General features: G+C 48.6%; 16 protein-coding genes. 10 read left to right on the plus strand and 6 right to left on the minus strand.

Going from position 1 to position 20610, the window contains the following annotated elements; all coding sequences use genetic code 11:
- Window positions 1-229: 229 nt before the first annotated feature.
- From FVR03_RS24430 to FVR03_RS13950, 7 genes are all read left to right on the plus strand, one after another.
- Window positions 230-853, plus strand: a complete 624-nt coding sequence (locus FVR03_RS24430) for a collagen-like triple helix repeat-containing protein (protein WP_187270166.1) — start codon at window positions 230-232, stop codon at window positions 851-853.
- Window positions 854-1636: 783 nt separating this feature from the next.
- Window positions 1637-5062 (plus strand): SusC/RagA family TonB-linked outer membrane protein, encoded by a 3426-nt coding sequence (locus tag FVR03_RS13925; RefSeq protein ID WP_222707237.1) that lies wholly within the window; start codon window positions 1637-1639, stop codon window positions 5060-5062.
- Window positions 5063-5077: 15 nt separating this feature from the next.
- Window positions 5078-6535, plus strand: coding sequence for a RagB/SusD family nutrient uptake outer membrane protein (locus FVR03_RS13930; protein ID WP_147922370.1), 1458 nt, complete (start codon window positions 5078-5080; stop codon window positions 6533-6535).
- 12 nt (window positions 6536-6547) lie between these two features.
- The gene (locus tag FVR03_RS13935) at window positions 6548-7393 is read left to right on the plus strand and encodes a zinc-binding metallopeptidase (RefSeq protein WP_147922371.1); all 846 of its coding nucleotides are present in this window, start codon (window positions 6548-6550) and stop codon (window positions 7391-7393) included.
- 16 nt (window positions 7394-7409) lie between these two features.
- Complete coding sequence (locus tag FVR03_RS13940; RefSeq protein ID WP_187270167.1) at window positions 7410-8708, plus strand: DUF4302 domain-containing protein; 1299 nt, start codon at window positions 7410-7412, stop codon at window positions 8706-8708.
- Window positions 8709-8838: 130 nt separating this feature from the next.
- Window positions 8839-9936 carry an FUSC family protein gene (locus tag FVR03_RS13945; RefSeq protein ID WP_187270168.1) on the plus strand — a complete coding sequence of 366 codons (1098 nt, stop codon included), beginning with the start codon at window positions 8839-8841 and terminating at the stop codon, window positions 9934-9936.
- A 381-nt stretch (window positions 9937-10317) separates the two neighbouring features.
- Window positions 10318-11301, plus strand: coding sequence for a helix-turn-helix transcriptional regulator (locus FVR03_RS13950; RefSeq protein ID WP_147922374.1), 984 nt, complete (start codon window positions 10318-10320; stop codon window positions 11299-11301).
- Between the two features lie 190 nt (window positions 11302-11491).
- Here FVR03_RS13950 and FVR03_RS13955 read toward each other — a convergent pair whose 3' ends face one another.
- Both FVR03_RS13955 and FVR03_RS13960 read right to left on the minus strand, forming a co-directional pair.
- On the minus strand, window positions 11492-11713 hold the full coding sequence (locus FVR03_RS13955; protein ID WP_147922375.1) for a hypothetical protein: 222 nt from the start codon (window positions 11711-11713) through the stop codon (window positions 11492-11494).
- 17 nt (window positions 11714-11730) lie between these two features.
- Complete coding sequence (locus FVR03_RS13960; RefSeq protein ID WP_147922376.1) at window positions 11731-12225, minus strand: DinB family protein; 495 nt, start codon at window positions 12223-12225, stop codon at window positions 11731-11733.
- 307 nt (window positions 12226-12532) lie between these two features.
- Here FVR03_RS13960 and FVR03_RS13965 point away from each other — a divergent pair, with 307 nt between their 5' ends.
- Window positions 12533-13252 (plus strand): DUF4397 domain-containing protein, encoded by a 720-nt coding sequence (locus FVR03_RS13965; protein WP_147922377.1) that lies wholly within the window; start codon window positions 12533-12535, stop codon window positions 13250-13252.
- A gap of 194 nt (window positions 13253-13446) precedes the next feature.
- On the opposite strand, the gene FVR03_RS13970 is transcribed toward FVR03_RS13965, so the two are convergent.
- Window positions 13447-15840: an endonuclease MutS2 gene (locus tag FVR03_RS13970; protein ID WP_147922378.1), complete on the minus strand. Its 2394-nt coding sequence runs from the start codon at window positions 15838-15840 to the stop codon at window positions 13447-13449.
- A gap of 231 nt (window positions 15841-16071) precedes the next feature.
- Here FVR03_RS13970 and FVR03_RS13975 point away from each other — a divergent pair, with 231 nt between their 5' ends.
- Together FVR03_RS13975 and FVR03_RS13980 are read left to right on the plus strand one after the other, a co-directional pair.
- Window positions 16072-16527: a NanQ anomerase/TabA/YiaL family protein gene (locus tag FVR03_RS13975; protein WP_147922379.1), complete on the plus strand. Its 456-nt coding sequence runs from the start codon at window positions 16072-16074 to the stop codon at window positions 16525-16527.
- A 172-nt stretch (window positions 16528-16699) separates the two neighbouring features.
- Window positions 16700-17272, plus strand: coding sequence for a pentapeptide repeat-containing protein (locus FVR03_RS13980; protein ID WP_147922380.1), 573 nt, complete (start codon window positions 16700-16702; stop codon window positions 17270-17272).
- Between the two features lie 267 nt (window positions 17273-17539).
- On the opposite strand, the gene FVR03_RS13985 is transcribed toward FVR03_RS13980, so the two are convergent.
- From FVR03_RS13985 to FVR03_RS13995, 3 genes are all read right to left on the minus strand, one after another.
- Window positions 17540-18316: a TIGR02757 family protein gene (locus FVR03_RS13985; protein ID WP_147922381.1), complete on the minus strand. Its 777-nt coding sequence runs from the start codon at window positions 18314-18316 to the stop codon at window positions 17540-17542.
- 436 nt (window positions 18317-18752) lie between these two features.
- Window positions 18753-19760 (minus strand): septal ring lytic transglycosylase RlpA family protein, encoded by a 1008-nt coding sequence (locus FVR03_RS13990; protein WP_255474220.1) that lies wholly within the window; start codon window positions 19758-19760, stop codon window positions 18753-18755.
- A gap of 14 nt (window positions 19761-19774) precedes the next feature.
- Complete coding sequence (locus tag FVR03_RS13995; protein ID WP_369410457.1) at window positions 19775-20587, minus strand: DUF4905 domain-containing protein; 813 nt, start codon at window positions 20585-20587, stop codon at window positions 19775-19777.
- Window positions 20588-20610: the final 23 nt, after the last annotated feature.

Genomic DNA, 20610 nt, shown 5'->3' on the forward strand with positions numbered 1-20610 from the left:
CAGCGGCACAGAATAATGTAGCTGTAGCTACTCGGCTTGTTGCGAATATACATGCTGCTTTACCCGAACCCCTATTGCCTACTGAACGCACTGGGGCTTTGCAAAATCTGTAATAAAGAGCAGGTTTTATTTCGGATAAAATATTACACCTGATTTAATATTTTATTTCATCAAAAAAACTTACTTTGAGTATTCAATCATTTTCATTTCACCCCAACTTACTGACATTATGAAAAAACTGATTTACTTTATTATGTTTATAGGTCTGGCTTTCGGGCAAGCCTGCGAGGGACCAGAAGGACCAGAAGGTGCTCCAGGACCACAAGGACCACAAGGCCCGGCCGGGCCAGCAGGACCACAAGGGCCAGCCGGACAAGACGGGACAGGAACTGGCACAGGAAGTACCGCGCAGGTATTAGAACTTGGTGGCTGGAATTTTACTGATGAGGACACTTTAGGTTTTGCATTTGAGGATGTTGATCTTGATGTTACGGAATCAGACGTTGTTCATGTTTACAGATATGAATTCGGCTATATGATGAACAATGCACCTGTTTATGTTTGGAGCCCCTTGCCTCAGATTAAAATGTTACAGCAAGGCCTTTTGCAGTATAATTTTTACCATTCTTATCAGTTTTTAGATATTTATATTAACTCGCAATTTGATAAATCTACTTTAACCCAGGGTCAAGTTGCTGAATATATAGCAAGCGAAGCATTCAGAATTGTTGTAATACCGGGAGAACTACTAAATGGCCGAGTATCTAAACCTGATATTGACTTCAGCAGTTATGAGGAAGTAGCTAAATACTATAACTTAACCGAAGATAAGGTTATTAAGAAATCACGCTAGTTTATTAACTAAAACGAGCTGCTCCAACTGGGCAGCTCGTTTTGGTTTATTGCCGCTGAGTAATCAAAGTTGATCGGAAGTAGCCTTACACCCTTATAAAACTAGCAGCAGTTGTAGCTCCGGCCTATGCTACCCTTGAGTCTTTTTGGGCTAAAATCCTTTGGAAGGCTGTTTTCATTGGCATAATTACTTCTGACTTCCTTTTTTAAGAGATAATAATCAGAGCCTTGGTACTGCTTCTTGTAATACAACTCTAATTGCCCTAACACCATCTGCATCTCCTGCCCCGGCTACTAATCAAGGCAATAGATTAAATAGTTACTTTTAAAAATTGATGCTGCGCTAAAAACTGCTGATACACCAGCCGCTCTTTTCATTATTATAAAATTCACTGGTTTCATCTAAAATTACCGCAGCTGCTTTTACGTTAAATGCTTATAGCTATAATAGGAACAGCCTCAGGACGTAAGGAGTTATTTTCTTCAGCATTGCTGCCATTGTTTAACACCACCTGGTGAAGTCTCTGTGGCAATTGCGCAATAATAAAAGAGCAATCATTATTAGATTACCTCCTGTTTTAGTTGGTTTTTACTTATCTGAAGAAAAGAGAGATGAAGTTGGCGGAAGAGTTTTTTTAAGTTATCTTTAATAGGTTTGGACTGCTCATTTTACAGGTTAATTCGGAGAAGCCATGCTTACTCCTGTGCCACTTGCAGAAGACAAATGGCACTATTAACATGTAGTTTTACCAGTACAAGCTTTCGTTTAGTCAATCAGAATTATATGTATAAAAACTTTTACATAGAAAAAGCCTCGCTTGCTTTTGCCTGCAGGCTACTTTTAAGTTCCTGTGCTGTTGTTTCGGTGCTGACTCCTGCGCAGGCCAGCGCTGCAGCTCTTCTGCAGCAAGACGGGCAGCTGGTAAGAGGCACAGTTAAAATACCGGGAGCGAGGGGCGCGGCGGCAGAGCCTATGATGGGTGTGGTCGTGATGGAAAAGGGCACCTCCAATGGCACCGCAACCGACATGGACGGAAATTTTCAGCTGCGGGTAAGAGACAACAATGCGGTGCTGGTGTTTACCCTTATCGGCTACTCCCCCTCCGAGATTCCTGTGGCGGGGCAAGCTACCATTAACCTGACGCTGCAGGAAAACACCAATGTGCTGCAGGAAGTGGTGGTAACAGGTTACCAGACCATAGACCGTAAAATGTTTACCGGATCGGCGGTGCTCCTGAAAGGCGATGATGCCAAACGCGATGGCATTACCGATGTAAGCCGTATGCTCGAAGGTCGTGTGGCCGGTGTATCAGTTCAGAACGTGTCGGGCACGTTTGGGGCAGCGCCTAAAATACGCGTGCGTGGTGCTACCTCCATTACCGGCGACAACAAGCCGCTGTGGGTGGTAGATGGCATTATACTGGAAGATGTGGTGAACGTATCGAATGAGCAGCTCTCCACCGGAGACCCCTCCACCCTCATCGGCTCTTCCGTAGCTGGCCTCAATCCCGACGATATCGAAAGCTTTCAGATATTAAAAGATGCTTCTGCAACAGCCTTGTATGGTGCCAGAGCCATGAACGGTGTGGTAGTAATTACCACCAAACGCGGCAAAATTGGCAAGCCTGTTGTCTCCTACACCGGCAACTACTCTACTTACCTCAAGCCGAGCTACAGCAACTTCGATATCATGAACTCAGCCGACCAGATGGCGCTGTACCTCGAGATGGCAGGTAAAGGATGGCTGAACTACGCCAATGTTTCGAGAAACCAGAATGGCGGTGTTTATACAAAAATGGCCGACCTTATCACCAATTCCTACGACCCGGCCACTGGTTCTTTCGGGCTGCTCAACACACCGGAGGCCAGAGGTGAGTTTCTGAAGCGCTACGCCCGCACCAATACCGACTGGTTCGATGTGCTGTTCAAGAACTCCTTTATGCAGGAGCACTCCCTCAGCATCTCTTCCGGCACCGAAAAATCGCAGCTTTACTTTTCTACCAGCTATCTGCAGGACGATGGCTGGACCATTGCCGACCAGGTGAAACGCTTTACCGGAAATGCCCGCGCCAACTTTAACGTGTCGGAAAAGCTGTCGGTGGGGCTGATTTCGCAGGGCTCTATCCGTGACCAGCAGGCACCAGGCACCGTTACCCGCATCAGCAACCCGGTTTCAGGCGAGTACAACCGCGACTTCGACATCAACCCTTTCAGCTACGTAATTAACACAAGCCGTACCCTTACCCCGTACGATGAGAACGGTAACTTAGAATACTTCAGGAGAAACTACTCTCCTTTTAACATCCTGCATGAACTGGACAACAACACCCTTGATATTTCGGTGCTGGACCTGAAACTGCAGGGCGATGTAAACTACAAGATTCTGCCGAACCTGACCTATAACTTCTCAGGTGCCATCAGGTACGCCAAAACAAACCGGGAGCACAAGGTGCGTGAAAATGCCAACATGGCCATGGCTTATCGCGCAGGCACTATTTACGGCGACGGAGTAGATGCTACGATTCAGGACCGCAACCGCTTTTTGTACCGCAACCCAGACGACCCGGAGGCACAACCGGTGTCGGTGCTCCCTTACGGTGGCTTTTATATGGCCAACGACGACAACCTGGCCAGCTATTACCTCCGCAACACTCTCGACTGGGACAACACCTTCAACGATGTGCACATGGTACGGTTCTTTGCCTCACAGGAACTTCGGTACGCCGACCGCCAGAACAAAAGTTTTACCGGCTACGGCTACCAGTACGATAAGGGCGGTGTTCCTTTTATAGATCCGAATGCTATAAAGCAGGGCGTCGAAGGAAACTTCAACTACTATAACATGAACTACCGGTACGACCGTTTTCTGGCGTACATGGCCAACGCCGCCTACTCCTTTAACCAAAAGTACAACCTGAACGCCACCGTCCGCTACGATGGCTCTAACCTGCTGGGCATCTCCAGAAATGCCCGCTGGCTGCCGACCTGGAACGTGAGCGGCTCCTGGAACATAGACACCGAACCTTTTATGCAGCGCCTCGACATGGTGAACCGGCTTACCCTGCGTGCCACCTATGGCCTTACCGCCAGCATGGGCAATGCCACTAACTCCAGCCTGGTGCTGCAGAGCGGCAGCACGCGCAGGCCCTACCTGACGGAGGTGGAGTCGATGATCTACATCCAGAACCTGGAAAACTCAGAACTCACCTGGGAAAAACAGTATGAAACAAACGTGGGTGTTGACCTGGGCATGTTTAACGAGCGCATACAACTCACCGTAGATGGTTACCTGCGCAACGGCTTCGACCTGATCGGCCGCATCCGGACCTCGGGTATTGGTGGCGAAGAGTTTAAAGTAGCGAACTATGCCGATATGCGCTCTTATGGCGTGGAGGTAACCTTAGGCGGAGGCGTTATCGATAACCAGGATCTGAAGCTCCGTACACAATTTACGCTTGGTTTTAACCAGGGCAAAATAACCAACCTCAAGAGCAACCCCGACATCTGGTCGCTGGTGATTCCGGAAGGCGGCCCACGCGAAGGTTACCCGCACCGCGGGCTTTTCTCTATTCGCTATCAGGGTCTCGATCCCGAAGATGGCTACCCTATTTTCAGGAATGAAAACGGTGAGAACAGTGGCAATGTGTACTTGCAAAGCGACCAGATTAATTACCTGAAGTATGAAGGTCCCGTAGATCCGATCGTGACAGGTGGCTGGTTCAATTCGATCCGTTATAAAGATTTTACACTATCAGCCCTGGTAACCTTTAGCGGCGGAAACAAAATACGGCTAACACCAGCTTTCAGGACCAGCTACACCGACATGGATGCCATGCCGAATTACTTTCTGGACCGCTGGGTAATGCCTGGAGATGAAAACCGAACAGACGTACCCTCTATTCTGGCGCTGGTAGAAGGCTCTACCTTGATAGATGGTTACCCTTACAACAATTACAACTACTCCTCTGCCCGCGTGGTAAACGGCGAATTTGTGCGCTTAAAGCAACTCTCGCTCGGCTATAACCTGCCCGCCAAGTATAGCAACGCTGTTGGCATGAGCAACCTGTCGCTGAGCCTGGTCTCTAATAACCTGTGGCTAATATATGCCGACAAAGGCTTAAACGGCCAGGATCCTGAATTCTTTAATTCTGGTGGTGTAGCCATGCCCATACCGAGGCAATTCACCTTATCTCTTAAAGCTGGCTTCTAATTCAGTTTAATGATCATGAAGAAATCGATTTTCTATTCTCTTGTTGGTGGCCTGGTGGCTCTCTCGGGATGCAACGATTACCTGGAGCAGGCCGTGGACCAGCGAACTCAACTTGACTCGGTGGAGAAAGTGAGCGAACTCCTAACCACGGCTTACCCCCAGGCCGATTATGCCACCTTTACCGAAGCCATGTCGGACCTGGCCCTCGACAAAGGCAATACATCTGGTGCTGTGGTAGATGAACGTAACCGGAACCCTTACTTTTTCCAGGATGTACAAAGTAAGGCACAAGGTTCCCCAGACAATTACTGGAACGCCTGCTATGCTGCTATTGCCGCCACGAATCATGCCCTCGAAGCTATTGAGAATGCACCCGACCAGGCAGCTTATAATGCACAGAAAGGAGAAGCACTTGTTGCCAGAGCTTATGCCCATTTTATGCTGGTTACCTTATTTGCCAAAGCCTACGACCCTGCTACAGCTGCTGCAAACCCAGGCATACCCTATGTAACCGCTCCTGAAAAAGTCGTGTTAGGTCAGTACGATCGTGGTACGGTGGCAAGTGTCTATCAGCAAATCGAAGCCGACCTTACAACAGGTATCCCCCTTCTGAACAATAACTCGTACCGTGTAACCAAATACCACTTTAACACGGCTGCGGCGCATGCATTTGCTTCACGTTTTTACCTGTTTAAAAGAGAATACCAGAAAGTAGTAGACCACGCGAACCAGGTTTTCGCGGGCGGTAACATAGAACCGAACCTGCGGCCCTGGGTCAGTGTGTACAGCAACCTGACTGCTAACGAAGGGTTGGCATTGTATACACAGGCTTCAGAAAACGCGAACCTGCTGCTCGTAGAAACACAGTCGTTGTGGGCCCGTAATGCTGCCCGCTACCGTTTTGGTTTTGCCACTCCCATTGTAAATGCGCTTTTCCGCAGTAACAATGTAACGGGAGCACGGTGGGTGCAGCCGCTCTACACGCAAGGCACCGACCATTGGCTGGTGCTTAAGTTCAGGGAGCATTTCGTAAGAACAGATCCTAATGCTGAAATCGGTTTTCCGTATACCATCTTTCCGCTATTTACAGCCGAAGAAGTACTCTTTAACCGTGCCGAGGCTTACCTAGGCCTGAACCAGCTTCCGGAGGCAAGAGCAGACCTCACTATGTACGCCCGGAACCGCATCGAGAACTACAACGCGACCACACATGCCATTACCGATGCCAAGCTTAGAACTTACTATGGCACTTCAGACCCAAGGCAAGGTCTGCTGCTGGCGCTCCTCGACTTTAAAGCAGCCGAGTTTGTGCAGGAAGGTATGCGCTGGTTCGATATACTCAGGCACAACCTGACTGTAACGCATACTACCTCCGACGGCCAGACCTATGTGCTCACGCCAGACGACCCCAGGCGGGTCGTGCAGATACCGCAGGAGGCCACACTGGCCGGCATAGCCCGTAACCCACGTTAAGCCCTTACCAACATGAAAAAATATCTTCTGAACATAGGCCTGCTACTGTTGGCTGCCACCTTCACCACCTCCTGCTCCGATGAGGAAGAGGTTGACATCTCGCATATAGATTTCACCCCAGACAGCTGGACTCCGGGAGCCGTTGATAACTGGTTACTCCAGAACTTTGTGATGCCTTACAACATCGAGGTTAAATACCGCTTCGACCGCAACGAACTGGCCCTGGACCGGGTACTGGCTCCTGTGCGGGAAGACAAGGTTATTCCGGTAATGGAGACCATTAAATACACCTGGATAGACCCTTACGAGACAGAGGCCGGCTCTTCGTTTATAAAACGACTGTCGCCGAAGCAATTTGTATTGGTTGGCAGCGCCTCTTACAACAACAATGGTACTATTACACTCGGTACTGCAGAGGGTGGCCGCAAAATCGTGTTATTCGTTATCAACAATTTTGCTAAAACCGAAAAAGGCGAGGTACGGCAGATGCTGCACACCATTCACCATGAATTTGCCCACATCCTGCACCAGACCATTATGTACCCCCAGCCTTACCGCAACATCAGCACCGGCTACACCGCCAGCTGGAACGACTATTCCTTAGAGGAGGCACTCTCCAGGGGCTTTGTTACCCAGTATGCGCGCAGCAGTCCCGACGAAGACTTTGTAGAAATGATTTCGATTATGCTGATAGAAGGTAAAGTCGGGTTCGATGCTATTGTGAACAGCGCACCTGCTGAAGCACAACCCCTTTTCAGGCAAAAAGAGCAGCTGGTGGTACAGTATTTCAAAGATGCCTGGAACATCGATTTCTACAGCCTGCAGACCAAAACCCAAACGGCTATCAACACCCTTTAGACCGATACGTAGCAACATGAAAAAAATATTCCTGCTTTGCCTTTTGTTTACGGCTGCCCTTACCGCCTGCCAGAAAGACGAGGGCCCTGCCCCTGGCGAACGGCCTGAAGAACGCCTGAGTGCCGCGCTCAGTGCCTACAAGGCTCAACTTATCAGCTCCCCTTTTGGCTGGAAAGCTACCTTGTACCCGGAAGGCGGTGGTGGCTATAACTTTATGTTCACGTTTAAGGAAGATGACCGGGTACTGATGACCAGCGATATTAATGCCAGCGCCGCCACCCCCATGGAGACCACTTATCGCTTAAAAACCATGCAGCGCCCTTCTCTGCTATTTGATACCTACTCCTACCTGCATATCCTCTCCGACCCTGACCCTGACGTAATAGGTGGCGATGTAGGCGCAGGCAAATATTCTGACTTTGAGTTTTCTTTTACAGAAGTTACCCCGGATGTTATTACCCTGACCGGCAACATAATGGGCAGCAGAATGGTACTTACCAGAGCCACGCAGGCAGATGCTGAAAGCTTTATTGCTGGCATTACGGCCTCTGCACAGACCTTCTCTAACCTTAGCCGGTTCACCAGCTACTTCAGACGGCTTACCATTGGCACCAACACCTTCGACCTTAATTTAGACCTGAACAACCGCATCATCACGTTTATGTATTTCGAAGGCGATGTGGCCCGGACATTCAGCACCAGCTTCAGTTATACAGCAGGTGGCATGCTGTTGCAGGAGCCCTTTGCGGCTGCCGGTGTCAGTATTCTTTCGTTTGATGCCGTGCAATACAATGCAGCGGGCAACCTCTTTAACCTTACAGTAGGTGGCGCGGCCGCTACCATTCAGGAAGCAGCCCGACCAGTGCGTGTTGATGTGCAGGCTGCCCGAAACTTTCATAATGCAGGCTCCGACTACTGGGCTTCGCCCGGAGGGTTTACCATTAACGGTGTGCCGGATGCGCACAATCTGAGAGCACTCCCGAATTTTTTCCAGATAGGGTATTGGGCAAAATACGATGTATTTCAAAACCGGGAGTACGACCTGCTCGGATTCCTGCTGCTTAATGCGGCCGGAAATGCCCTTGAGTTGACTTATGGTATAGCTGCAGCTCCTACTTTTACCTCAGATGGCCGCATTGTTTACAGCGTTTTAGGAACCCTTGGCACAATACCGGAATCGCACCGGGTAGCTGTAACAGCTACGCTTCAGCAATGGGCCGACACACAAGGGTATTACCTGATCCGGACAAGCGAAACTACAGCCGACCTGGTTAGTGCCCGCGATGGTAAGGCCTGGCTGCCTTTGTTCAGGTAAGTAATGCTATAGGCATTCCTTTAGCTCAAGCAGGCTTTCAGAATTTTGTGCAGCTAAAGTTATTTCTACTTTGTTTAAAGATTACCTCACCATGCCTAACTAAAATAGCTGGCAGAAGTATGTGTATGCTGTGAACAAGTTTATAGAAATACTCGGTAAAATAGGGCTCACTTTTCAGATAGTGAAAACAGCCTTTGCCGCGGCATTGTCGTGGTTTATAGCCACCAGCCTGTTGCATTCCGAATACCCGTATTTTGCAGCTGTTGCGGCCATTATAACGGTTCAGGTAACTGTAGCCGACTCTGTAGATAAAGCTACTCAGCGCATTATCGGCATTATTGGCGGTGTGTTGCTGAGCATGCTGCTCGGGCACTGGTTTAAAATCGGGGCTATCTCTATCTTTTTCATTATCTTAATTGGTATGGCTATCTCGAAAGCCCTGCGCATGAACCCGCAGATCATTTCGCAGGTAGCAATCAGTTCGCTGCTGGTGCTGGCATTCGGGCAAACAAAAGAAGGTTATGCTTTTGAGCGGATTATAGAAACGGTGGTAGGATCTGCTGTTGCCGTGCTCATAAATGCCCTGGTGGTGCCACAGAATGCGGTGCCTGATGTAGAGCGCAGTATTTTGCGTTACAGCCGTTTAGCCGCCGACACCCTTACCAGCCTGATGGCCCTGGTCAACCACACCGGAACCCGCATAAAAACGGGGCGCTCCGAAGTAGATGCACTCATTAAAGAAGCCAAGGAGTGCCGCAAAACCCTTGATCTGGCAGAACAAAGCCTCAAATACAACCCCCTCCTCAAGCACAAGCGCGACAGGCTCAGCCAGTTAGCGAAAAGCATCCTGCAACTGGAAAGTATTACCATCCAGATTAGGGGAATACGGAGAAGTCTGGCCGATTTGCAACTTAACCACCGGGCACAGTTAGAGCAACCTTATGTGCAGCAGCTGAAGCGGACCATGCAAGCAACGGCAGCTTGCATAGCTGCCTATGGCCAGGCTGCTATTCAGGATACGCCTGAGCAGCAGGAAGCGCTGAAAGCAACTATTGAACAGGCACAGGCTGAACAAAGCCGTAGTCTCATTAGCCTTCACAGCCTCACGTCGCTGCCTACTTTGCGCGATATGGGCAGTATATTAACAGATCTGGGTCGTATGGTGGCCGAAACAGAAAACTATACAGAACCTATTTTCCCGCAAGAGCCAGCCATATCCGATTTATAAGGCAACCTGTTTTTTCTCCCCACCGGTTGCTCCGCTTCAAAACAATTCTTACTTTGTAAAAGGATATAATATCAAAAAGCCGACCTTATTAACCCTTGACACTTAAAGCGCTCAATAGCCTTTGGAAGGCCAATTTCATTAGGAAAATTTAGTTGTTACTTGTTTGTGGCTTTGGCTGAGTAATACCTAAAGAATTGAATATTTTGTATTACGCCTTCGGATGCTGCTCCCTTACAGTTTATTTCACAGAACCTTAGAAGACTGATTTTTCAGTCAACAAAGATTTTGTTAGAGAACCTATAGACAAGAACGAAATTACTTGCACCTGTAAAAGATTATTTGCCATTCGCCGCACATTAACCTACCTAACTTCTATAAACTATGAGCTATGAAACGTTAAACAGATTCGACCGGATAGTGGCCATCCTGATTCATTTGCAATCGGGTCGGGTGGTGAAGGCACAGGAGCTGGCCGATCGGTTTCAGGTGAGTCTGCGTACGATTTACCGCGATGTGCGCTCGCTGGAGGCAGCCGGTGTACCCATAGCCGGAGAGGCTGGCGTAGGCTATTGCATTCTGGAAGGGTACCGCTTACCGCCGGTTATGTTTACCCGCGAAGAAGCCGGAAGCTTTGTAGCAGCCGAAAAACTCATGCAGAAATTCAGCGACAAAACGTTGGGCACCTATTACCAGTCGGCTATGTACAAGGTAAAATCGGTGCTGCGCGGCAATGCCAAAGACAGAGTAGCCGCTTTGGAGGCGCAGATTTGGGTAAACTCTACCCAGGAAATTTTTAACGAAGATGTTCCTGATGCCCTCGATGTACTGTTAGATGGCATGGCCGATAAAAAACAAGTGGCGCTTTTGTATAAAACCCTCTCATCGGAAACTCCGACCAACCGAATTATTGAGCCTATCGGCTTATTTAACGAGAACAATTATTGGTACGTGATGGGGTATTGCCTTCTCCGGAAAGATTACCGGCAGTTCAGAACAGACCGGATGCTGGCGATTAAGCGAACCGACACTCCGTTTACAAAAGAGCATGGCAGCATAGACCAATATCGCAACAGAGAAGACAATGGCCCAAAAACCAAGGTCGTAATCCGGGTTGATAAAGAAACAGCCCGGTTCATCCAGAACGGAAGAAAATACTACGGATTTGTGTCGGAGGAAGTCGTGGGCGAACAAATAGAGATGACTTTTATGACCTGCGACTCTTATGATGGGCTGCCGCGCTGGTACCTGATGTTTGCCGACTGTGCCGAAATAGTGGAACCAGAGAGTTTCAGGGAGCGGGTGAGTGAACTTCTCCGGAAAGCCAGGCAAAATCTGCAAGTAAAAAAAGAGGAACTGGTAAATTAGTGCTTCGCAAATTAGAAATTAAAAATTATTATGGCGCAAGTGTCCTCTCATCGCTTGTAACTACTATTCCACGGTCTCTGGCAGCTTTAAATTTCTTATGCAGGCACCTGAATTTTTGAGTAATTAAGTTTAAGGAGGCTTTAGAAATCTGCGGCTACCATCATTTTCTAATTTTTAATTTGAAAGCGTATTAATCTGCCAGCTCTTCGCAGGAGAAACCGGCAAGGGCCAGGTGTTCTATTACAGCAGATGCCTGCAGCGAAACGGCCTCGACCCGGAGAATGTGGTCGCAATCTCCCAGGTCGAAGTTCCATTTTTCACAGGTATTCATCAGCTTATTCAGGATTGGTTTTACTTGCCTCACCTTCCGGCGGTTTGTCACCGTTGTTTTGAATACCAGTACTTGTTTCATGTGTTGTTTTGTAAGCGCTATCTTTCCCAGAAATAAGGTGGTTCAATGCCAAGCGACCGCAGGAACACATAGGCTTGCGCCCGGTGATGAATTTCGTTATCGATAAAGTAGAAGATAGAGGACCAGACGGTGCCTTCGTACAGGCCGAACGTTACGATGCTATCACTAAACCGCTCATCCGGAATCTGTGCCCAATACTTGTTTATGTCTTCTGTGGCCTCGTCCCATAGGCGCAGTATGTCTGCCTTGGTTTTAGATTGATCCAGGTGCTCGTCCAGTTCTTCTGTACTGCCCTTGGCTACCTGCCTGATGCCCGGAACGGCAATCGCCAGCAGTTCCTGCACCATGCCGGCAAATGGCCGCATGCCGCCTACCGAATACTCAAAAAACTCTTTCTCCGGAAACGCTTCGATAACCCGTCGTGTCAGGGCGCGGTGCCCTTGCCAGTGCGCCAGCAGATCGGCCGATGTAAGAACAGAGGATGTCTGGATGTTAGTGCTTGCTGTGTTCATGGTTTTAATTTTGTTTGAGGTTTTTGATATAAAACAAAGGTAAAACCTGCCTATGACAACAGTCTGTCAGCAGCAACCGACTATTTTTTCTTCATCAGAAAAATTATTTCTGGTAGCAGCAAGTTGCAGGAATTCAGGCATGAAATGCGACAGAAGCGGCTAAAGAGTAAATTTTAAAAGTCTGATGCAACCGTGGCCGGATTTTTGGGGTCATGGGAGTAGTTGGCACAATTAATAGCTTATTCAGCAGATAAATTTGGCGTGCCAGACAAACTTTAGTTTTCCTTTTACCTTTATACACTTTATCATGCAAAACCTTTTAAAGAAGTTTTCTTTCAAAAAAAGTACCACCTACCTCTGTGGCTTCCTGCTGGCTACCTCCCTTACCGGCTGCTTTAAAAACGATGACCCTGCGCCACAGGAGCAGATACCGGTTGGCATCGTTTCTGTTTACCACGGCATCGCCACCAACCAGGAGTTTGATTTGCTTGCCGATAATCAGGCAGTATTTAACAGAGCTATTAAGTACAGTGAGTATACTGGCTACCAGCAGTTTAGAACTGGCAACCGCAACTTTAAGTTTACGCCTGCCAATGCTATTAATGCTGTAATAGATACCACTTTTAACATACAAGATGGCAAATACTATTCGTTATTTGTGGCCGGAACTGAGCAGCAGGCCAGGCTAGTAGCTGTAAGAGACAGTATATTTACGCCGGTAGCAGGTAAAGCATTTCTGCGGGTTATCAACCTGTCTCCTGATGTGGCCTCTACCGACATCAGAACAACAGACAATGTGACGCTGGCCGATAACCTGCCTTACAAAAGCATAACGCAATTTATGGTTGTAGATGCCACCACGCATACGCTGCAAATTACTGGCGCAGATTCGGAGGCTGTGCTGCTGCCAAACTCCAATGTATCGTTAGCGGCCGGTAATTATTATACCATTATTTTGCGTGGCCGTGCCGCTCAACCCGCCGGAAGCACTTATGGGCTTAATGCGCAGGTGGTTCGAAGCTTTTAACCAAACCTACAAAGAGCTTGTGCTCCTACTTAAGATAAAGCAGAAAAGGCTACCCGCAACAGGTAGCCTTTTCTGCTTTATTCTATTTAGATTCCTTTTTACCCTTGAAGCATTTTGCCTGAAAAAGCTTCTGAAGAGCTTTTTTATTCAAATAATCCGACTTGTTAAGGGTAAAGCCGATGGTGCAGCACGTGTTATTTCAGCACGGCCAGGGTAGCACCGTCTCCGCCTCGTTCTTCGGCCTCGCTACCTAAACTGGCCACCTCCCGCACCGAGTACAGGTAATCGCGCACTATCTGGCGCAGAATGCCGTTGCCACGGCCGTGGATGATCTTGATCTCCGGCATGCCGAGCATAATGGCTTCGTCGGTAAAGTTCATCACTTTAGTCAGGGCATCTTCTGCGTACTCGCCTCTTATGTCGAGGGTGGAGGTGAAGTCGGCCATGCGTTGCGTTATGTTCATGCCTTTAGCAAAACCGCCGCCAGCTTCCGCCTTCGTCTTTTTCTTACTGGCTACCTGCCCCTCTACCCTCTCCAGGTTATCAACTTTCACGTAGGTTTTCATGCCACCAAACATGACTTCTGCTGTTTTGCCTTTCATGCCTACCACCTGGCCAATAGAGTCCTGCCCCACCAGCGATACGTTGTCTCCTTCTTTCAGGGCTCCGGCTGCTACGCGTTTGTAGGCTGGCCGTGGCTCTTCTTTCCGGACTTCGGTAGCAAATGTTTCCAGCTCCTGCCGGGCCTGTTTGGTCTGCTCCTTTTCGGCCTGGCTCTGCTTTATTTGTTGAATAGTGGCCTCGATTTTCTGGTTTGCATCTTTTAACAGCAGTTTCGCTTTGCCTTTGGCTTCGCGCATAATGTCCTGCTTGCTCTCGTCGAGGTAGTTTTTAAGGTCGGTGTAATCTTTTACCGATGCTTTTAACTTGCGTTCCTGCGTGGCGACCTCCCGCAGCTTGTTTTCCAGCTCCATCTTCTCGCTTTCCAACTCTTCGAGCAGGCGGTCGTAGCGGATTTTGTCTTTACCGACCAGGCTGCTGGCTTTGTCTACGATGTGTTTCGGCAAACCTATTTTACGCGCTATCTCAATGGCGAACGAAGAACCCGGCTTCCCGATTTCCAGCTGGTAGAGCGGTTGCAGGTTTTTATGGTCGTAGCGCATGGCACCATTCACGATGCCGGGTGTGCGCTCGGCAAAGTTCTTCAGGTTGGTGTAGTGGGTGGTAATCACGCCAAACACTTTGCTGTCGTTCAGATTCTGCAACACGGCTTCTGCTATGGCACCTCCCAGCACGGGCTCCGTTCCGGTACCAAACTCATCTATCAGCACAAGGCTGTTTTTGTCGGCCACGGTCACGAACTTTTTCATGTTGGTGAGGTGGGAGCTGTAGGTACTCAGGTCGTTTTCGATAGATTGCTCATCACCGATATCAATAAAAATATCCTGAAAGATACCAGCCTCTGAGCCATCTGCTGCCGAAATGAGCATACCGCACTGCAGCATGTACTGCATCAGGCCCACAGTTTTTAAGCTCACCGATTTACCGCCGGCGTTCGGCCCCGAAATGAGCAGCAGGCGCTGGTCGCGGTTCAGGTGCAGGCTCATAGGCACGGTTGGCCGCCCCAGCTGCTTATGCGACAGGTATAGCAACGGGTGAAAAGCCTCTTTCCAGTTAATGTGCGGGTACTTCACCAAAATAGGCAAAGTTCCCTCCACTCTTCGTGCAAAAGCAGCTTTGGCCCTGATAAAATCGAGCAGACCCAGGTATTGGTACGCCTTCCGCAGCTCCGGCACATGGCCGCGCAGCGTGTTAGTGAGGCCAACCAGTATCCGGATCAGTTCGCGATGGTACGCGTTCTCGAGGTCCTTGATGTCGTTATTAAGTTCAAAAATAGACTCCGGCTCAATAAAAACCGTTTGCCCCGTATTCGACTCATCGTGGATCAGACCTTTGAGGCGGCGTTTATGTTCAGCAATAACCGGAATAACCAAACGGCCACCACGAATGGTGGGCTCGGCATCGCCGGGAGTCCAGCCCTGGCCTTTCGCATGTTTTATGATAGACTGAATTTGCTTGCGCAGAATGCCTTGCTGGTGAATAAGCTCCCGTTTCAGGCGCTGCAGCTCTGGTGTGGCATCGTCGCGCACCGAACCGGCATCGTCTACCACCTTGTCGAGGGCAGCGATAAGCGAGCGCTCTACGGCCACGTTGGCACCAAGCGCCTTCAGGGCCTCAAACTTGCCTTCTTCCGTACCCGAAATAAAGGTGAGTGAGCTACGGATGGTCCTGAGCGACATTTTAATCTCGTAGAAAGCCGACACATCGAGGAAAGACCCAACGAGCGTTGCCCGGTCGAGGTAAGCGGTTACATCGTAATAATGCTGCAGCGGAATTTCAGCATCCGACTCCAGCAATTGTTTAAATTCGTCTGTTTGCTGTAAGAGTTTCTGCACCAGGTCGTGCCGGGCCAGGAACTGCATGCGGTTAACGAAATGGCGACCCAACGGGCTCAGGCAAAGCTCCGAGAGCATGTCGCGCACCTGCGAAAAACCGATTTTTATTTCAAAGTTGTCTGGATAGATCAATGTTATCTTTTAATTTGTAGCAAAATTAGCCTTTTTCATAACAATTCTGACTATCTGTTTCGTTCGCTGCAGCCACACTTTCAGAACAGGAATTATTTGGAGACTTGGAAATTCGGAAATTAAAAAATGAATGCATCCTCTGATCCTGTTACCCTGATTCAGATAAAACCAGATCTAAAGGGCCACAGGCTCAACTTTTAACTCAAAACTCTTAACTTTTAACTAAATAACATGATTTTAGATAAACTTCAGAACGCATCGCGTTACTATGGTCTGCACCCGCTGTTCGAGAAAGCATTTAACTTTCTGCAGTCTTTCGATCTGGAGACCATCAACACCGGCAAACATACGCTGCAGGGCGACGACCTTTTTGCCATCGTTTCGGATGGCACAGGTGTGCCGCAGGACCAGACGCGCATGGAGGCCCATAAAAAGTACATCGATATTCAGTACATCATATCGGGCGTAGACCGCATGGGCTGGCAGGACCTGAGCCTGTGTGCTGCTCCCTCAGAACCCTACACAGATGAGCGTGATGTGGCTTTTTTTCCAGACAAACCTACCTCCTGGGTAGATGTTCCGGCTGGTTTCTATACCATTTTTTTCCCCGAAGATGTTCATGCCCCCCTTGGCAGCCCCACCCCACACCGAAAAGTTGTCATAAAAATTGCCACCACCCTTGGCTAAAAATTTGCTAAAAGGCTTCTGGAGGGCATTTTGATTTAAATAATTTGCCGCGATGCATCTTTTTAGAAATCAGGCCTGCCTTACTTATTTCTACCGCTGGTTACGGCTTCGCTTAAACCAGCGGTAGAAATAGAGCAGAAGCAAACACCAACTGCTTAATACCTTATCACCTATGGAAGCTGTATTTCACCAGGATAAAACGTTTGAAAAAATTAACTACGCGGGGCAAGTTGTGCACGACCGGGAGTTTGAAAACTGCACCTTTAAACGCTGCGATTTTACAGGCAGCCAGTTTGCAGGTTGCCGCTTCCACGACTGCACCTTTGAGGGTTGTAACCTGGCCATGATTAAACTCAATCGCTCTACGCTGAATAATGTGGTGTTTACAGAGTGTAAATTAACTGGCATCAACTTCAGCGAATGCGAAGACATGTTGTTTACCGTAAAATTTGATACCTGCATTCTGGACTATGCCTCCTTTATGCGGAAGAAAATGCCCGGCACCAGGTTTACCAGCTCCTCATTAAAAGAAGTGGTGTTTAGTCAGGCCAATCTTGAAAAAGCTGTTTTTGATAATTCCAACCTCGAAAGAGCCATTTTTAATCAAACCCAGCTTAAAAGCGCCGATTTTGTCACTGCCTATAACTTCGATATCGACCCGGAATTCAACAACATCAAAAACGCCAGGTTCTCGCAATACGGCTTACCGGGCCTGCTTACCAAACATGATTTGCGTGTGGAGTAGCGCTTTTCTAAATTAAAAATTAGAATTGAGAGGATTTAAGGACTTAGATTCTACTTTAAAGTCTGTCTTATTTGCTCCTTTCTCCCGATCACCAACAACTGGAAACAGCCAATTCTAACAGGTTATGACGCACTCTGAAATTTAAAGAAGTGGTATCTACAGTCAGGTTAAACAGGATTATTTTCAACTAATTATTGCAGAAAAAAGGCCATGACAGATGCAGCGCTATGTTGCTTTTAAAGAACGAAATCAACCAAAAAAGATCGGCTAAAACTTCTCCTCCACCCCCAACCCGAAAAGAGCAAAGTCGTAGCGAACGGGGTCGGTTGGGTCGAAGGTGCGAAGGTGCCGGGTTAGTTCTTCGGCTGTCTCCCAGTCCATTTGCTTGCGTGTAATGAGGCAGAGCCTGCGGGCTACCCGCTCCACGTGCACATCGCAGGGACAAACGAGGTCGGCCATTGGTATGTTGTTCCAGATGCCGAAATCAACGCCGGCATTGTCTTTTCTCACCATCCAGCGCAGGTACATGTTCAGGCGTTTGCAGGCCGATTTACGGGCTGGCGTAGAAATGTGCTTGCGGGTACGGTGCGGTGCCTCCTCCAGGCTGAAAACGGTGTTATGGAAATGCTCCAGCCGCTGCTTCTGAGTCTGCACCTGCTGTTGCGTGCCGGTAAAAGCGGTTTCGAGGCTATCGTGCTGCTGGTAGTACTGCCTGAAAAAGAACAGCAGGTACAGCAGGTCGGTATCGTTAAAGGTGCGGTGCTTAAACCCCAGAAAACGTGTCAGGTCCTGCTCCTGGTGCTGCCTTATGAAATCGTGCGGGGCATTGTCCATGAGGTCCATCAGCTTCAGGCAATTCTGGATGATGGTCTTGCGCTGCCCCCAGGCCAGTATGGAAGCAAAAAAGCCACTGATCTCGATGTCCTGCTTTTTAGTAAACCGATGCGGAATAGAAATCGGGTCGTGCGGAATAAAAGCAGGTTGGTTATATTTTTCGGCCCGGTCGTTGAGCAGGGCTTTCACGCTGTTGAAGTCTGGAGTCATGTAGCTGGTGCTTAAAGCTGTTAACGTTTGGGAGCAGTTTCAGGATTTAATTTTTAAGCGCATGGTGATTTTAGTGGCCGCAAGTTCATCATCCATTTTGCAGACCTCCTGGCGCTCAACGTTAAAAAAATTCTACCTTATTTTAAACGCAAGAGCCTGAACTACTACAGCTCAGGCCCCAGAATAGATTAGTATGAATTTCAAGTTAATGTAACTCATTGATCACTGAATCACTTACATAAAATTCAAGCAACCCCAATTATTTAAATAAAAACGGCCTTCAGAAGCAATTATGCACCTTTGGAGGTCAAGGGTACAATAGTGCTCTTCCAAATTAGTTTATGAAATTGCGAAAGCTGCAGAATTGCTTCTTATGCTTCATTTCTAATTTTGAATTTCTAGTTTTTAATTTGGCGCTGCACTAGCTTGGCAGCGCTTATGGCACATACGATAGCTCCACCCGGAAGCGCTGGTCTACGGCTCCCAGTTTTTGATATGCTTTTTTAGAAAGCCGCACAATTACTTTATCGTTAGAGCCGGTATCAGGTAGCTTGCCGATGACGCGAACATATACCACCTGGTCGTTCATGGCGTTTTTAACCTGCATAATGGTGCCTACCGGTGCCGATTTGTGCAGCGCCAGGTATTTGTTCGTGTCAGTTTTAGGATCTATCATTTCGGCCATGCCTGTTTCCAGTACCTTCTTTACCCCGGCCATGTTCTCTTCAGGGTCGTTGCGGGCCGTGGTTGTTTCGGTGGTGGTTTCGGGTGTGGCGGCAGGAGCCGGAGTTGTTGTGGCCGGCACAGTGGCTGCAGGACCTGTAGTGGCTACTGCAGCTTCTGTCACCGAGTCTTTGGTCATTACATCGTCTGACTCAGGCACATATTGCGGCTTAGACGAAGTAACCGGTGCGTTCTTGCCGACAATTAACTTAGCACCTATATTCACCTGGTTTCCAGACAGGTTGTTCCAGGCTCTAACATCTTCAATCCGGACGTTGTGCATCTTTGAAATGGCGTACAGCGTCTGGCCAGGCTCCACCACATGAATTTTATCGCCACGGTCGGTTACCACAAAAGTACGGTTGCTGGCCGAAGCTGCCGGAGTGGCCGCCGTGTTGGCTGCCGAGGCACTTGCCGGTACTGCACGCGCTGGAGTGGCCGCTGTTGCACCAGCCCTGTTGCGCGGTATCAGCACGATCTGGCCTATTTTAATGGTGCTTTCAACAGATGGGTTGGCTTCTACAATTTGAGAAACCGAAACAGCATATTTTCTTGACAGGGCATATAACGTTTCTTTAGGCTCCACTCTGTGCTGCACAAATAGCTTCCCGTTTTTATACTCCACCCCCACAGAGTCGCGCAAGGCATCGGTACCTAAGGCAGATGATGAAAATGATAGGAATGGTGCCACCACAAAGGCAGCAATTATTACTCGGTTCATGGCTATAAAATAAACTAAACTAACAGGCTGTGGATCTGCAAAATTTCCTTTTTCTGTATAAAATATAAATCGCCCCTAAAGATAAAAAAAGTATCTGAACCTATTCCACTTAATTCGGAAGCGAGGCACTCTGAGTAACACAAATTACCTTCCAAATCAAAAATAAACAGATAATTATCTAGTTTACCTTCTGAACTCTGCCGGTAGCAGCTCACCAGAATATGCGACGCCGTATCGAGGTATTCGATGGCCTTTACAGCCTCTATTGCCTGCGTAGCCTGTAGAAAGGCAGCTACTTCGTTAAAATAAGTTTCGCCTTCCAGGTACAGCACCGGGTACTGGCAATTCTCGAATCGAAGCGTATTAAATAAATGCACCTGCTCTGCTGCCTCTGCCTGGCTTATGCCCTGATGCGTTTCCTTGCCTGAGGCTATTTCTAACAATCGCAGACCTGTGCCCGGCTGCTGCACCTCATGCGCGTAGAGCCCACGCTGCCCCACGCCGTAAAAAGCCAGCTCGGGCTGCTCCCAGAGCACCTGCCCATTGGTAGCCATAGCGGTTATGCCTTTGTGCTGCCCCAACTTCCGGTCGCCGTACCCGTGTAGCCACACAAAGCCGCCGTGTGCCTCTTCCAAGCCGTACCACCAGGTGTTCGGCCGGGGCAACTGCAGTTCCTGCAGTGCCAGAGTCTGGCAATTAAGTACCCAGAAGGAGGTTAGCAGCAGGTCGCCGTCCCGCACCTCAAGCGCCAGGTTGCCAGTGGCTGTGTCGAGTTTAAGGCGCCAGAGAGCGGCACCAAAGTCATATTTAAACCTGAGAGAGATGATATGCTAAAATTTTATCCTTAACT

It is taken from the genome of Pontibacter qinzhouensis (genome assembly GCF_008017455.1).
In the GTDB taxonomy this organism is placed as follows: domain Bacteria; phylum Bacteroidota; class Bacteroidia; order Cytophagales; family Hymenobacteraceae; genus Pontibacter; species Pontibacter qinzhouensis.